Origin of the sequence: Cryobacterium algoritolerans (assembly GCF_004402785.1) — a bacterium.
Classification (GTDB): Bacteria; Actinomycetota; Actinomycetes; order Actinomycetales; family Microbacteriaceae; genus Cryobacterium; species Cryobacterium algoritolerans.
This window is the reverse complement of record NZ_SOFP01000048.1, coordinates 34,472-48,720: the sequence shown is the minus strand read 5'-3', so window position 1 is coordinate 48,720 and position 14,249 is coordinate 34,472. Positions and strand designations below refer to the sequence as shown.

14 protein-coding genes and 1 pseudogene are annotated in these 14,249 nt (G+C 63.9%); 6 read left to right on the top strand and 9 right to left on the bottom strand.

Annotated elements, in window-relative coordinates; genetic code table 11:
• Positions 1–128: 128 nt before the first annotated feature.
• Positions 129–413 (top strand): annotated as a pseudogene (locus tag E3O19_RS11380) (ATP-binding protein); the annotation flags it as partial.
• Between the two features lie 65 nt (positions 414–478).
• Here the strand turns inward: E3O19_RS11380 and E3O19_RS11375 are convergent.
• The gene (locus E3O19_RS11375; RefSeq protein WP_420898607.1) at positions 479–730 is read right to left on the bottom strand and encodes a DUF6112 family protein; all 252 of its coding nucleotides are present in this window, start codon (positions 728–730) and stop codon (positions 479–481) included.
• Between the two features lie 177 nt (positions 731–907).
• Here E3O19_RS11375 and E3O19_RS11370 point away from each other — a divergent pair, with 177 nt between their 5' ends.
• The gene (locus E3O19_RS11370; RefSeq protein ID WP_134567700.1) at positions 908–1,096 is read left to right on the top strand and encodes a hypothetical protein; all 189 of its coding nucleotides are present in this window, start codon (positions 908–910) and stop codon (positions 1,094–1,096) included.
• Between the two features lie 115 nt (positions 1,097–1,211).
• On the opposite strand, the gene E3O19_RS11365 is transcribed toward E3O19_RS11370, so the two are convergent.
• The 4 genes from E3O19_RS11365 to E3O19_RS11350 form a co-directional block, all read right to left on the bottom strand.
• The gene (locus E3O19_RS11365; RefSeq protein ID WP_134567698.1) at positions 1,212–1,691 is read right to left on the bottom strand and encodes a mycothiol transferase; all 480 of its coding nucleotides are present in this window, start codon (positions 1,689–1,691) and stop codon (positions 1,212–1,214) included.
• The gene (locus E3O19_RS11360; RefSeq protein WP_241981340.1) at positions 1,684–2,235 is read right to left on the bottom strand and encodes an SRPBCC family protein; all 552 of its coding nucleotides are present in this window, start codon (positions 2,233–2,235) and stop codon (positions 1,684–1,686) included. The genes E3O19_RS11365 and E3O19_RS11360 overlap by 8 nt, the downstream gene beginning before the upstream one ends.
• On the bottom strand, positions 2,216–2,557 hold the full coding sequence (locus E3O19_RS18360) for an ArsR/SmtB family transcription factor (RefSeq protein ID WP_241981339.1): 342 nt from the start codon (positions 2,555–2,557) through the stop codon (positions 2,216–2,218). Before E3O19_RS18360 ends, E3O19_RS11360 begins: the two co-directional genes overlap by 20 nt.
• A gap of 1,034 nt (positions 2,558–3,591) precedes the next feature.
• Entirely contained in the window at positions 3,592–3,927 is a 336-nt protein-coding gene (locus tag E3O19_RS11350) for a hypothetical protein (protein ID WP_134567695.1), read from the bottom strand.
• A 188-nt stretch (positions 3,928–4,115) separates the two neighbouring features.
• Here E3O19_RS11350 and mobF point away from each other — a divergent pair, with 188 nt between their 5' ends.
• On the top strand, positions 4,116–7,919 hold the full coding sequence (gene mobF, locus E3O19_RS11345) for a MobF family relaxase (protein ID WP_134567693.1): 3,804 nt from the start codon (positions 4,116–4,118) through the stop codon (positions 7,917–7,919).
• Positions 7,920–7,931: 12 nt separating this feature from the next.
• Here mobF and E3O19_RS11340 read toward each other — a convergent pair whose 3' ends face one another.
• The 3 genes from E3O19_RS11340 to E3O19_RS11330 form a co-directional block, all read right to left on the bottom strand.
• Positions 7,932–8,612 (bottom strand): DUF3223 domain-containing protein, encoded by a 681-nt coding sequence (locus tag E3O19_RS11340; RefSeq protein ID WP_134567691.1) that lies wholly within the window; start codon positions 8,610–8,612, stop codon positions 7,932–7,934.
• A gap of 114 nt (positions 8,613–8,726) precedes the next feature.
• Positions 8,727–9,896 carry an XRE family transcriptional regulator gene (locus E3O19_RS11335; RefSeq protein WP_198413897.1) on the bottom strand — a complete coding sequence of 390 codons (1,170 nt, stop codon included), beginning with the start codon at positions 9,894–9,896 and terminating at the stop codon, positions 8,727–8,729.
• Positions 9,893–10,669: a hypothetical protein gene (locus E3O19_RS11330; protein ID WP_134567689.1), complete on the bottom strand. Its 777-nt coding sequence runs from the start codon at positions 10,667–10,669 to the stop codon at positions 9,893–9,895. Before E3O19_RS11330 ends, E3O19_RS11335 begins: the two co-directional genes overlap by 4 nt.
• A gap of 562 nt (positions 10,670–11,231) precedes the next feature.
• Between E3O19_RS11330 and E3O19_RS11325 the strand changes: the two genes are divergently transcribed.
• Together E3O19_RS11325 and E3O19_RS11320 are read left to right on the top strand one after the other, a co-directional pair.
• Positions 11,232–11,615, top strand: a complete 384-nt coding sequence (locus tag E3O19_RS11325; RefSeq protein ID WP_134369915.1) for a hypothetical protein — start codon at positions 11,232–11,234, stop codon at positions 11,613–11,615.
• Positions 11,615–12,346, top strand: coding sequence for an RES domain-containing protein (locus tag E3O19_RS11320; RefSeq protein ID WP_134567687.1), 732 nt, complete (start codon positions 11,615–11,617; stop codon positions 12,344–12,346). Before E3O19_RS11325 ends, E3O19_RS11320 begins: the two co-directional genes overlap by 1 nt.
• A gap of 256 nt (positions 12,347–12,602) precedes the next feature.
• On the opposite strand, the gene E3O19_RS11315 is transcribed toward E3O19_RS11320, so the two are convergent.
• Positions 12,603–13,160: a hypothetical protein gene (locus tag E3O19_RS11315; RefSeq protein ID WP_134567685.1), complete on the bottom strand. Its 558-nt coding sequence runs from the start codon at positions 13,158–13,160 to the stop codon at positions 12,603–12,605.
• 284 nt (positions 13,161–13,444) lie between these two features.
• Here E3O19_RS11315 and E3O19_RS11310 point away from each other — a divergent pair, with 284 nt between their 5' ends.
• Entirely contained in the window at positions 13,445–14,182 is a 738-nt protein-coding gene (locus tag E3O19_RS11310; RefSeq protein ID WP_134567683.1) for a hypothetical protein, read from the top strand.
• Positions 14,183–14,249 lie beyond the last annotated feature (67 nt).

Sequence of the window (14,249 nt, the reverse complement as noted above, 5' to 3'; positions counted from 1 at the left end):
TGCCGACATCCACGCAGCCGACCCCAGACCACAGACATCGAAAGCACTGGGCGCAAGGCCCGCCGCCCTACCCGCATCGGCATAATCACGGAGTCGGCATAAATCGATTTATGCAGACATCTGCATAAGTCGATGAACTCGGCTACCTGCCGCTGCCCGCCGAGGCCGCGTCAGCGCTGTTCCAAGTCATCAACCAGCGCTACCTGAAAACGTCGATCGTGATCACCACGAACCGGCCCGTCGGCGCCTGGGGCGAGATCCTCGGCGACACGACCGTCGCCGCCGCGATGCTTGACAGGCTCCTGCACCGATCCGTCGTCGTCACCCTCGACGGCGGCTCCTACCGGCTCCGCAACCACGCCGCCCAATCCAACGAGCTCCGCCGCGTGACAACGGGCACAAACTTCCGCTAATCTAACCTCGCGACCTGGGGAGCTTCGATGAGCAGGACTGGGGAATTTCGCTGAGCGCCGTCACTTCAAAGTGTGACGCCGATGTCGAGCAGGAAGTTGATCCAGGCGACGCCGGAGCCCGTGAGGGCTGCCGCGGCGCAGGCGACCCAGAGCCCAAGCCGGGCCCGGGTGGCGGTCTGGAAGTTGCCGTTCGCTGAGGCGAGTGCCCAGGTGACGCCGCTGGTGATCATCATGAGCACCGCGATGATGAGCACGAACGTCAGCAGTGCCCCAACGATGCTCTGCAACTCTTCGGCGCCGCCGACGGCGCCGAAGATCTGAATCGAGACCGGCGGGCACCGACATGCGCGAACACGCCGCGGACAACGCGGCGTGACCCACGCCGGTGAGCGCGACCGCTGGCGCTCACCGGCACTACCCGGCGGCGCTGAAGCGCAATACCCAGTGGCGCTCAAGGGGTCAAATACTCAGTCGACCTCAACCGTGCGATCGCCGTGGCACTGGCGGAGGGGTCGGAGGCTGGGCTCGAGCTGCTGGACATCCTGGACCGCAACGCACATCTCGCCGACTACCACCTACTGCCCGCAGCCCGCGCCGACCTCCGCCGCGGCGGGCGATTCGCCGATGCCCTGCCGCACTACCTGCGCGCCCTCGAACTCGCATCCTCTGATCCGGAGCGTTGATTCCTCCAGCGGCGGATCGACGAGATGCGGACGACCACACAAACTCCGTCGTCGACGGCCCCCCGCCTGGCGGGCCGCATATGCAGGTTGATGCCACCTCACCTCATGTCGGGAATCACCCAACAACTAGGTTCTGATGACCGTCGATGAGCTCGCGCACGATGTCGAGGTGGCCCGCGTGCACGGAGGTCTCCGCAAGGACGCGAAAGATGACCGCGCGCCCGTTCCGCATCGGTGGCCCATCGTAAACGCTGGCTGGGGGCACCCAGAGCGGAGGGGCGTCGAGATCGATCCTTCTGAGCACCTCGTCACTGCGGGCTATCTGCCGCTCGTACACGTTGATTGCTTCAGCACCCGCCATCGGGTCCGACGACCAGCCGTCATGAAGGGCTTCGATCGCTTCCGCGTCATCACCAAGAATGGCTGATATCCAGAACATTTCGTCATCGTATGCGAGGTGGTTGAGAAGCCGGGTGATCGTCCAACCAGACGGGACGAATGCGCGATGCATGTCGTCCTCCGCCAGCCCCCTCACCGTTCTCAGCACATGTTGTCGCTCGTTCGCCAGCTGCGCGAGCAGGGGCGCATCACTCATGATCAGCAGTGTTTGCTCCATCGTGCGTTCTCGTCGGTTGGCGGAGGCGACCGGTGATGATGGCGGTGCTGTGTGCAACTCGGTCGATGGTGGCGCTCCATCCATCGCGGGTGCCGCCCTCGATGAGGTTGCGTACATCCTCATCCGCCAACTGGTCGGGAAAGGTAACCGTGAGCTCGAGGCGAGTGCCTTCTGCGACGTCGTGGAGGTCAACGGTCACGATCGGCGCTCTGTCCTCGTGGTTTCCGGTGAGCTCAGGCCATCCTCCAGTCGCTCCCCACCGAAAGACCAACCGCTCGTTGGGTACGACCTCAAGGTATAGGCCGCCGGTGGGGTATTGGAGGTCGTCATCGACCATCATCTGTTGACGCCACACGCCGCCCACCCTGAGGTCTACCTGGATAGGCGTCGAGGGAGTGGGCATAGCGGGGTTGTAGAACCAGACGAGGTGTTCCGGCTCGGTCCACGCCGTAAAAACTACATTGCGCGGCGCGGGCAAGACGCGGGACAGGGTGAAGCTTCGTTCAGTTCGTGTCCGAGACATCATCGCGCTCCATCAGATTGTCAGAGGTGTAATTCGGGCTGGGGCCAATCATGAGGTGCTTGTCGAGACCGTCTAAACGCGATTCGAAGAACTGGCGATAAGGCACCATCCACTGGTCCATTGCTGGAAGCGACGATGGATTCAAGCGGCAGGACCGCCATTGAGCGGTCCTAGTTTTGGTCACGAGCCCGGCTTTCTCGAGAACTTTGAGGTGCCGGGAAACGGAAGGCAAGGTCAGGGGATGGGGCGCGGCAAGTTCATTCACAGTTGCCTCGCCGTCTGCCAGCCGGGCAAGCAAGGCGCGCCTCGTCAGATCGGACAAAGCCGCAAATACTGCGGTAAACCCGTCCGTGCTTACATTCCATTGCGTTTTCCCGTAAGTACACCATCCGAGGACCAAGCAGTCAAGAGGTCCTCCGGGTGCTCTGGATGTCGATTTCCAAAGTCTTCTGCACAAATTCCCTGACTCGTATGCACAACCTTTTCTGATCTCACGTCGCACACTGGCCCGCCGCCGCCCCGGAACCCACCGACTACTAGGCTTCGGGCGAACTCTCCGCGCACACCAGTTGATCGGACCGCCCGGCATTGACCGGCGAGATTCTGGCGGGAAAGGTCGCGCCTTGGTGTTCCAACGAAGAGAACCGAACACGGGCAGCGTCGCAGCCGAGAGCCAAATGGGTTCAGAGGATAGGGGACTTCCTGGCTTCGCGAAGCGCGAGACCGAGGCGATTGGCCACCTCTGCTTTAGGCGTTTGGGACTGCCCCGAGTTCGAGTATTGAGGCCGCGGCAGTCGTCGCGGGCGGCGGTGCTCCGCTTCACAACGCGTTCTTGGAGGGCTGCGATTTTCGTCTGAGATGGCGCTTCTATTTCATCGAGCGAGTCAGTGGCAACGCCGGGTGTGACGGACTGTCCGATGTCCACGTATTGGCGAGGGCCCACTGCATACGCGGTGGGCCCTCAGCCATCAAAGTAACCGACGACCCTGACAACGCCACCCCGAAGGGGCTCAAACGGCGTGGCCCACAAGATTGAGCCTGGCGACTGACTGGACCGATTGCAGGCCGGGAGCGGGCCGCGCGCCTGCGGGTCTGGGCGACTGGGAGTTTCTTACGAGTTTGGTGAGAGCTACGAAAAAGCCCCGGCTTCACTACACCTGGGGGGAGGAGAGGAATCTACCGGGGCCAATCGTTCGGAGTGGGGGGGACTCCGTCACCAACCGTACGGGGGATGGGCTGAATGTCGACTGGACGAGCCACCGTGTCATGGAAAACCAGCAGACCGACTCTTCATTCACCGAGTTGGTCTGCTCAGGCAGAGGCCCGGGCCGAGCGTGAACCTGATGAGAGTCCGTGTCAGCCGGCGTTGCTTGCGGGGGAGGAGTCTGGCGCGATTGGGGTGGCGAGTGCGCGCAGACGTTTCACGTCTTTGGGATCAAGATCCAGCAGATCGGCGACCCGGCTCGCGTTCTCACCGAGCTCGAAGAGACGGTCCACGCTCTGCCCGATGGTGTTCTCGACGACGGCCAACTGGACGACCAGGGCATCCCGTTCATCACCGGCAGTGAAGAACTCCGCGAGGGTCGCTTCGATCTCGGTGTCGCGCTTCGCACGGACCTGATCAACCCGGGTGCGGGCGAGTCGCGCCCGCTCGCGAGCGTCCAGCTTCTTACCGGTCTGTTTCGTTGCCATCTTCCAACTACCCCCACGTATCCATACTCAGCACGCACCGAACCATCACGGCACACCCAATTAATCACAGAACCAACCAACCCTAAAACTCACTCCAAAAGCCCAAGCAAAGTAGTCACACCTCTTGCACTAATAGTGTCTGAACGGGATTGACCCGTTAACCTGTGTTGAGAGGGGGTGGTTTCACCATGATGACCGTGCATGTTCTTCACGCCGGTGATGGCTACACCTACCTGACCCGTCAGGTCGCAGCCGGGGATCATTCGGTGCGTCGCGGCGAAGACCTTACCGACTATTACACCGCCGAGGGCAACCCGGTGGGGGAGTGGCTCGGGTCTGGACTGGTGAACCTGGGCGTCTCCGGGAACGTCTCCGAAGAGCAGATGCAGGCCTTGTTCGGTGACGGGTTGCACCCGGACGCGGAGGCTGCGATCAGGGATGCTGTGGCCGGGGGAGCGTCCCCGGAGGATGCCGTGCAGGCGTCCCGGTTGGGGCGCCGGTTTCCGCGGATCCAGCCCAAACTGGACGGTTGGGACGACGCCGTCGCCGACGCGTACCAGGCGTTCGAAGTGGAGAACGGGCGCCGCCCCGAGGCCGGGGTGGAGCGGGATCTGATCCGTTGGAACATCGCCGCCGACCGTGTTGCCGCCACGCTGCAGCGTCCGGGCACGGACGCGGAAGTGGCCACGCACCTCTCCCAAATGGGCAAGGCGGCCAGGCAACCTGTCGCCGGTTACGACCTGGTGTTCACCCCGGTGAAGAGCGTGTCCGTGCTCTGGGCCCTCGGTGACGATGCCACCTCCCAGCAGGTCCGCGAGGCCCACAACGCGGCCTGGCAGGCCACGGTTACCTGGCTGGAAACAGAAGCTGGCGTTACCCGGGTCGGTGCCGGCGGTGTCGCCCAGGTCGACACGCACGGGTTCGTGGCCACCGCGTTTGAGCACCGCGATTCGCGCACCGGGGACCCGAACCTGCACACCCATGTGGCCGTGTCCACGAAGGTGCAGGGCTTGGATGGGAAGTGGCGTTCGCTGGATGGCCGGGTGCTGCACGCGCTCGGCGTGGCCGCGTCCGAACGGTACAACACCCTCGTCGAACAAGAGGTCCGGAACCGCCTCGGCGTGACGTTTGTGGATGAGACGCGGGGGCGGAACAAGCGCAGTGTCCGGGAGGTCGCTGGCGTCGGCCGGGAGTTGCGGGACTCGTTCTCGTCCCGTCGTGCGGCGATTGAAGACGCCTACGAAACCCTCGTCCAGGAGTACGTGGCCAAGCACGGGCACACCCCACCGAGGACGGTGCAGCTGAGCTTGGCGCAGCGGGCGACGTTGGAAACCCGTGAGGGCAAGAGCGCGCCGAAGAGCCTGGCCCGCCAGCGCGCTGAGTGGCGGCTGGCCGCGATCAAGATCATCGGCGAGGTCGCCGTCGACAGGATCGGGGCCACGGTGCGGCAGCCGCAGCAACTGTCCGTCACGGACGAGATTCTCGCCGCCTTGAGCGTCGACGAGTTGGCGGAGCGGGTGCTGAACACGGTCGAAGACAGCCGCGCCACCTGGCGCCGATCGCACGTCGCCGCGGAGGCCCAACGCATCGCCCGGGCGTTCGCGAACGTGCGCCCCGGCGTCGACGCCCAGCAGGTCGCCGACCAGGTCGCCCAGGCGGTGATGGCCCGCGTGATCGGCGTCACCGCCCCGGCGCTGAACCCGGTCCCGGAACAGCTGCAACGCCAGGGCGGTGAGTCCATCTATCGGGTCCATGGGACCGAGCGGTTCACGTCGGCGCGGATCCTCGCGATCGAAGACAGCCTCATCGACGCAGCCCGTACCGTCGCCGGCTTCACCGTCGACCCGGAAACTTTCACCACCACCATTGAGGCGTTGAACGCGGCCAGCGAGTACCCGTTGGATGCGTCCCAGGTGGAGTTGGCCCGCCGCTTCGCGTCAGGTGGCCGGCTCCTCGAGGTGGGGATCGGCCCGGCTGGAACGGGGAAGACCACGGCCATGCGCGCATTCGCCCGCGCTGTCGAAGCCGGCGGCGGCCGCGTGCTTGCGTTGGCGCCGACCGCGGCGGCGTCGACGGTTCTCGCGGAAGAGATCAAGGTGGAGGCGGAGACCGCGCACAAGCTCGTCGACGTCCACCGCCACGGCTCACCTGAGCAGCAAGAGTCCGACCAGTACCGCATCGACAGCAACACGGTGCTTCTCATCGATGAGGCGGGCATGGCCTCTACCCCGTTGCTCGCGGACGTCCTCGCCCTCGCGAAGCTGCACGGGGCGACTATTCGGCTCTTGGGCGACCCGGCGCAGCTGGCCGCGGTCGAATCTGGGGGAGCGCTGCGCCTGATCGAGCAGCGCGTGGGTGCCAGTTACCTCGACCAGGTCCACCGTTTCATCGACAGCGACGAAGCCGCAGCGTCCCTTCTCCTCCGCGACGGGGCGAGTGCGGCGCTCGACTTCTACGTCACCGCTGACCGCACCCGAGGCGGGATCCGGCAGGGCATGCTGGAAGAGATCTACGTGGCCTGGGCCGCCGACCGGGCGGCGAACCGACATTCGATCATGGTCGCGGGAACCAACGACGAGGTCGCCGCGCTCAACGCGCGCGCCCGTCTGGACCTGGTCGGCCAGGGCGTCGTTGGTAAGAGCGGGTCGGTGCTGCACGACGGGAACAAGGCCGGCCTGAACGATGTGATCGTGACCCGGCAGAACGACCGGAAGCTGCGCTCCAACCAAGGCAAGGACTTCGTCGCCAACGGCGACCTCTGGACCATCATCGACACCGAGGGCGGCGACCTCAAGGTCAAGAGCCTCCGGCACGGGGGAGTACTTACACTCCCCGCCGAGTACGTGGCCACCCACGTTGAGCTCGGCTACGCCGCGACCATCAATAGGGTCCAAGGCATGACCGTGGACACCTCACACATCCTCGTCGACCCGCAATCCACGTCCCGCGAGCAGCTCTACGTCGCCGCGACCCGTGGCCGCGAGTCCAACCGGATGTATGCCGTCGTCGAAGAAACCCTCGAGGTCGACGCGCACGCCCCCGACCACCTCCGCACCAACATCATCGACGCCCTCACCGCGGTTCTTGCACGGGAGAGCGCGGAACGGTCTGCGACCGAAGAAATACAACGCGCCCAGGACACCGCCGCCAGCCTGGCCACATTGCTACCGGCGTACGAAGACGCCCTCACCCGTGTCTACGACCCGAACCAGCTCGGCCGGATAGAAGCCGCGGTGCGGGACGTGCTCGACACGGAAATCGCCGACCGCGTCGTCCGCGACGAAGCGTGGACGCATCTGGCGAGCCGGCTCGCCGCCCACGAAGCCCACGGCGCCGACGTGCGCACACATCTCGCTGCAGCAGTGCGGGCCGAGGATGCCGGGCCAGGCTCGACCGTCGAATCGCTCGCGAAGATCTATCACCACCGCATCGGAGCGCCGGGGTCGCAAACGGAGACGGGACTCCCAAGCTGGGTCAGTCCACCGCCGGAAGGAGTGGACGGCGGCAATCGGGAGACTCGCGCCTGGCTGCACGCGCAGGCCGAGCTCATCCACGACCGGACCCAGGCGTTGGTTGATACGGCGGCCGCGAAACCGGAACCGTGGAGCGAAAGGATTCGTCCCGCCCCGGATGACGCCTCCCGGCAGAAGGCGTGGCGGCGCGACCTCGGCAACGTGGTTGCCTTCCGCGACCTGCACCAGATCACTGACACCGAATCGCCTCTCGGTGCTGTCCGCACCGACGACGACGCATACACGGCGGCCGCCGCGTCGCTCGAGCGTCTCCGTGTTGTTGAGGATAACGCTGCAGCAGTGGCACGCGGTCGCGTTGCCGGCCTCCGGCAGCGCCTGGCCGAAACCAACGGTGGCGGTCCCGCAGTGGAGGCCGACGAGCGCATCCAGCAGTTACTAGACCGCCAGCTGGTCCGGGAACCGCCGCACTGGGATGATGAACGAGTTCAACGCGGCCCTGGCCAACGCCCCACGGTGTAGGGCGAGCGGCCGTCACAATATGGGTCGATGACCAGCTACTGAATCATGGATCAGGCGGTGGTCCAGGCCAGCTCGACTGAGCGCGGGCGGCGGGCGGCGGGCGGATTCCGATGCTGTGGCGAGGCTGAAGACGGCGTGCTCGTCGAAGAAGGCGAGCCATCGGGATTCGACATCGGAGTTGAGGAGGTGGCTGCCGATTTGGATTTTGCCCCCACCTGAATGGATATCGATCGATTCCCATCCGCCTTCGGATTGCGCGAAGTGAAAAGAGAGCTGCTCCCAACTCGGCGCTAAGTAGACGACGTGGGCATCGGATTGGTGCTCGAACGCGGCGCCGCTAATGTCGCTCAGAACAGGCCCCGCCCCGGAGAACCGAGCTTCGCGATAGTCCAGGCGCCGGTCGGCCACCGCATGGCGTAGACCCTCTTTGACCCGTGACTTCGGGGTGTGGCTCTTTATCGCCGTTATATAGCTGAAGTCCTCCCCCTCTCCGTTGGTTCGGCGGATCCAGATGCCGGTGGCGTTCGGGGAGACAGTCGTTAGATCACCGTCGATGGTTCGGCCTATGTAGAAGTGGTCGATTCCATCTCCTCTCTTGATCGACGCGTCGGGATGCCTGTCGACTAATTCGTGAAGCATGCGGTCGTGCTCGGGGGTCAGATATGCGGTCGTAGACGCTGTACCGGGGGTCATAAAGAATCGCTCGGAATGCAGCCTGGGCGGCTGTTTTGCTTGGCCAAGTGAAGCTGTCGAGTTCCACGGGAATGCTCTTGCCCATCAGTCATGATCTTTCTGTTCGCAACGCGCTTAGACAAGCCGTAATACTGGGCGGTCGTCAATCTCACCAAGGAATACCCGGACTCGTGCTGGCTTCCATGCCAATTCCTTCGCCAACGCGACGACGCTTAGCCCCTGGGCTTCCGCCAGTTCGACCGCCTGCTTAAGTAGGACCGGGACCTCTCCCGGGAACTGATGCACTGGCTGCTCGACGAGTGCGCCTTGTTCCGCGAGTTGATTCAGGCGTATGTATGCGCGGCGGGCGGTGGGATCGGAGAGGAGTCCCATTTCTCGACTGCGGTAGACAAGAGACTTGATGGACACGCCCCACTCCTCGCTCAACCGGCCGAGACGCCCGAAATCTAGCCGTCGAGGCAACACGTTCTGGAGGACAGCGCCGGGAGTAAGGAACTCGGCGGCGAACTTGTCCGCCTCCCTTTCCAGGGACGGATCCCCAGCGGTCTTCCCGCCATGAAGCACCAAGTGACCTAGTTCGTGAGCTGCTGTGAACCGGTGCCGGTGCACGTCGTTGGCGCGGTCCGGAGACAGGACGATCACAGGTCGCGACAGTGACATCGTGGAAAACGCATCGATTCGCGCTACTTCGCGCTCGATGAATGGAACCAAGATAGTTACAATTCCGTGGCTTTCGATCGTGCGCACGACATGCGAAATTGGCTCGTTGCCGAGATTCCATGCTTGTCGGAGTTCACGAGCCGCGGCAGCTGGATCGTTAGAAAACGTTCCCGGCTCAATTTCTCCACCCATAAATCCGGGCAGGTCCACTCGTGGAAGTCGCACGCGCTTTTCTATCGCGTGGACGAGTTCCCACAGTTGCTCGGTGTACGCGGTCGCTTTAGCACGCTGCTTGGAAGTCGTCGATCGCAGGGAGCGGAAAAAGGCGTCACCAGATTCTAGCTTCGCTTGCGGACGGCCGGTCGCAAAGAATTCCCGCGGGACGTCCAAACTGCTCGCCATCTTGGGAATGTGGTCACCACGAGGAAGGGAAACGCCCGACTCATACTGGCCGATCATGGCCGGGGAGACGAGAATATCGCGGGCAAGATCCTGCTTCGTCTTGAGCGCGAGTTGACGAGCCTGTTGTAGTCGATTGGGATCGAATGCTTGGGCGATTTCTCGATCGCTGAGCGGCTTCGATGGTGGTGTGAGCGGTGACATCGCGTCCTTCAAATCGTTCATGACCCGTCAGGCGCATTTGCTGCGGCCGTGCCTTCGCCATCCAGGACCGGGTCGGCGTCGGCTTCGCCCTCGTTGAGCAGACGCAAGAGGTTGGTGGGGAGTGGAGCGTCATCAAAGCGACGAATCGGTTCATCATCGATAAGAGTGAGCAGCGTCGGGGCAATGATGAGTGCAGGCATCGGGAGCTCCTCGCGGTAGAGCCAGAGCACGGAGCCGTCCTGGAGAAGTGCTGCTTCGCCAATATAGACGTGTTGCATTCCGCCCTGCGCGGTGCAGTCGTACGCGACGAAAGCGAGCTTGGTCGCGCTGCCAAGCGATGCCGGGAGCGCCGCAAAGTCCTGTTGGGCCTCCTCTTCAAGATCGAGGCTGCCGAAGTCGAGGGGTTCGCTGACGCTGTCCCGCTCCTCGATGTCGAAGATGCGGGTGACTATACCGGATCTTCCGAGCTTCATGCGATCGGGGCCAACTGTTCCAGCAGGGCACTTGGCTGAGAACAGCACCATCTGATTGAAGACTGGCAGCTGATAGCGCCCACGGGTGGGGCGGATCGTCTCGACGCCAGGGAGGAAGGCCAGATGGGTCACCACTTCTTCGCGGAGGCTGAGCCAGAAGGTGCCATAGGCATCGTTCGTTCGTAGCCCGCTTCCATGCTTCGCCTCGAGGGACCGCTCATGGGCAGCCACTCCAGCTGAAACCAGCGCGCTCATGACCTGCAAGCTGTGCTCACCGAAGTGAGAGAGGAACCATTCGGATGGTTCGGGTGACTCGAGCATCGGGAACTCCTAGGGAAGTGACGGGGACATCCCTAACCCTACAGCATTAACTATAGTTTTTTACTGAAAACAATCAATAAAGCCATATTTATTCTCTGCCTGCGGTCCTAGAAGGGGTATTTTCTTGCATTTCTTGAGATCATCTTCACGAACCGGGGGGCTCCAACCGACGCGTGGCGAACGATCTTGCCGCGAGCGAGCGCGCACCCAAGCAGGTTGCGGACACTTTTCGCAGGTGCTGACTTCGTCGGAGGCGCTTTCTGCATTGAGGGTGCTGCGAGACGTGCCGGCTTGCTCGGTGGCCTGGCTGCCATGTGAACGTCCTTGTTCAGTTCGAAGGGTGCTGGCGACCCCCGATATGCTCCGTCAGCTCGTTCGATCCTCGAGCGATTGTGCAGCCGTCGATCGTGCAGTTGGCCAGCGAGAGACTTCGTACTGATTTCAGTGAAAAGGGCTTTGATCAGGGATTACTTGTCATAATAACTATTATCGGTCATATTGAGTGGGATTTGCATTGGGATATGCTCTGTCACTGGATCTGGGATAGCGGTAGGCTATTTACATGTCACTAACCACTCCCGGACTGCGGGCATACGAGATTTCCATTCGTTCGGATGTTGCTGAACTTGTCGGCCAGCTGCGCGAGCTCCTGGGCGCCCAGTTGGTTGCCTATCTAGGTTCCGTCACGGAAACCCGCGCCGTGCGGCAGTGGGCCGATGGCGTCCGAAAGCCGCCGGCCGAGGTCACGCGCCGGCTGAGGCTCGCGTACCAGGTCGCCGGGCTACTCACCGAGCGGGACCAGCCTCGAGTGGTTCAGGCATGGTTCCAAGGGATGAATCCCCAGCTCGAAGACATCGCGCCGGCACGACTCATCCGCGAAGGCAATCCGGACGAAGTTGGCCCACGAGTGCTGGCCGCTGCTCGCGCGTTCGCCGCCGTCGGATAGTGGACAACACGCCGGACAGAGCCGATCGCATGGCCGTCCGCTCCGACCCCGGCGAGGTCTGGCGCATCGGGTACGGGCCGGATCCCTGGAACTGGGTCGATTGGGCACACGCAATCAACGGCCGATTCAACGGTCGCTGGGACGCGCTCGACTCGGCCTACCGCACGATCTACGCGGGGTCGAGCCTGTTTGCCTGCCTCGTCGAAGTCCTCGCCCGGTTTCGCCCTGACCCGATACTCCAAACCGACATGGGCGGCATCCGCGTCGATGAAGCCGATGCCTCCCTCTATGCGTCCGTACCCGTCGGCATCGTCGACGAGTCCTGGCTCAGCGTCCGCCAGGCTTCCCGCGCAAACTTAGGCGGGCGATACTGCGACGTCGCAGACTCCGCAACGATCGCGGCGCTTCGCCCCACCTTCGTCGCACTCGCAGTTGGCTTTGGATTGGCTGATTTCGACTCGTCGGCACTTCAGAACAGCGAACCACGTGAGCTCACCCAGCGCGTCGGCCGTGAGATCTACGAGATGTCAAACGACGAGGGGCGGCCCTTGTTCGATGGTGTTCGGTTCCTGTCTCGACACGGCAACGATCTGGAACTGTGGACCATTTTTGAGCGGTCGACTGATGGCGCGTTCAGCGCGCAGCTGAGCAATATCGTTGTTGGTGACCTTCGACCTGGTAACCCAGATGTGGAGGCAGCGATGCGGCTCCACGGTCTGAGCTGGGGATAACAGCAGCCCCTCCAGTTCCAATTGCTGCCCCGTTTGACGCACGCGAGTGCGAATCCCTGCCGGGCGGGGCAAACGCGACGGCTCCTTCGGCACAAGTCCCGGACCCTATTCGTGGCGCCGGCGTCTGCGATCAAGGTCCGGTTTGCGGGACACCGGATTTGGGCGTCCTCAATCGGACGCGTCATTCCTTGCCACCGACAGCACCATGATTACGGGCGGGCGCCAGAGCGAAGATAGCCCTCCGCCCCACCAGCGGTCAGCGGAGGGAGTGCTCGGCGTTCGCGAGTTCGAGCGTGCGAGGGACGAGTGATCCGGCGGCCAGGAGGATCCCCAACGGCAGGGCGACCGCTTCGAGCGGCGCCCCCACCAGCAAAAGGATGTCGCGGGCAAGACCGGATCCGACATCCGCCGTACCCGACAGGTCGTACTGCCATGCGGCCAGCGACTCCTGCAGGATCAGCCCCAGCACGACAAGGCCGACACCGGTCCAGAACATTCTGACCAGGGCGCGCTGAGCGGATGCGGCGTCCGGAGCGGTGCCTTCGTGCACCGAGCCGTTCGCTGGCGTGCTGCCGGCCACGCGATGGTGTTCGATTGCCCGGACGACGACGAAGAAGGCGATGAGCGCGAGCCCGAGCTGGAACGCAACTTGAGCCAGAAGTATCTGCGTCCAGTGCAGCGCCGGATTGTTCAGTGCGTCGTTTCCCCAGAGCACGAACACGAGCGACGTGAGGTACAGTCGGGCGGCCAGGCCAACGACGGTGAGGACTATCCCTGTCCACAGCAGATTCCTCGAGGTGAGCGTGGGCGGCATTGCGCTCCTTCTTGTCGGTCGTGACGCGCTCACCCTATCGGAGCTCGAAGCAGTTCTTCACTCGCGGTTCCCAAATGCCACTCCCCCGAGACTTCGGAACTTCAGCGAATTGGCGCCGGATGTGCGTCCGTGAACCGGCCCGACGGGCTGACCGTCACCCTCACCTCGCCGGACCGGATTGCGGTCAGGGAAAGTGGACGGGGTGGCCGCCGCGCGTCGCCGCTAAGATTCGCCACAGGGGGTGCGCTATGGGCAGAATCGCAACGGTGTGCGGCGCGGCGGGGATGCTGGTGCTCCTGGCCGGCTGCACGGCAGGGGTCGGCGGCGCCGGGCCTTCCGCTCCGACGCCGGATTCGTCGCACGTTGACACCGCAACGGACCGTTCGGCGCCCACGGCACCGATCGGCACCATCGGCAGCGGAACGTTCACCTCCGACGACGGCGTGACGGGCACGGTGCGCTTCGACTCCGACGGTCAGCTCCTCAAGCTGTCACTGCACGATCTGGTTCTGCCCACGCAGACCCAGGTGGATGCGATGGCGGCAGTTCGGCCGCTCCCCGCCGGGCAGACCTGCTTCGACAGCGGCCCGCGCATGAGCTTCGGCCCCGCCGGGGCCGGCACCAGCGCCCAGGATGGGCAAGAGCTGCGCTTCGTCGGGGGCGACCCCACCGGCATTGATCAGGTCATTCTCACGACACCGTACGGCTTGGCCGTCGACGGGGATTGCCTGGCCACCATCGTTGCCCGTGCCGACATCAAGTGGACGTTCGCGCCGCTGCGTCCCGACCTCCGCGCCACCGATTCCGGCGAAACCGGCGGTGCTCGCGGCATCGTCGAGACGCGCGACGGCGCATGCGTTGCCTACGTCGTCGCTCCGGGCGATCTCATCGAGGAAGTCGCCGCCCGGTTGGGCATCACGGTCGACGACATCGGCTACCTCAACACGGTTCGGCTGCCCGAACCCCAACAGGCCATCCTGCACGACGGCGAGCGGCTCAACCTCCTCGTCGCCAACCGCTGAGCCGCAACTCGTCCGCCCCGCGTGTCGGATGCGGGCGGCGTCGAGGTGCCACTTGGTGCCCTCTCGG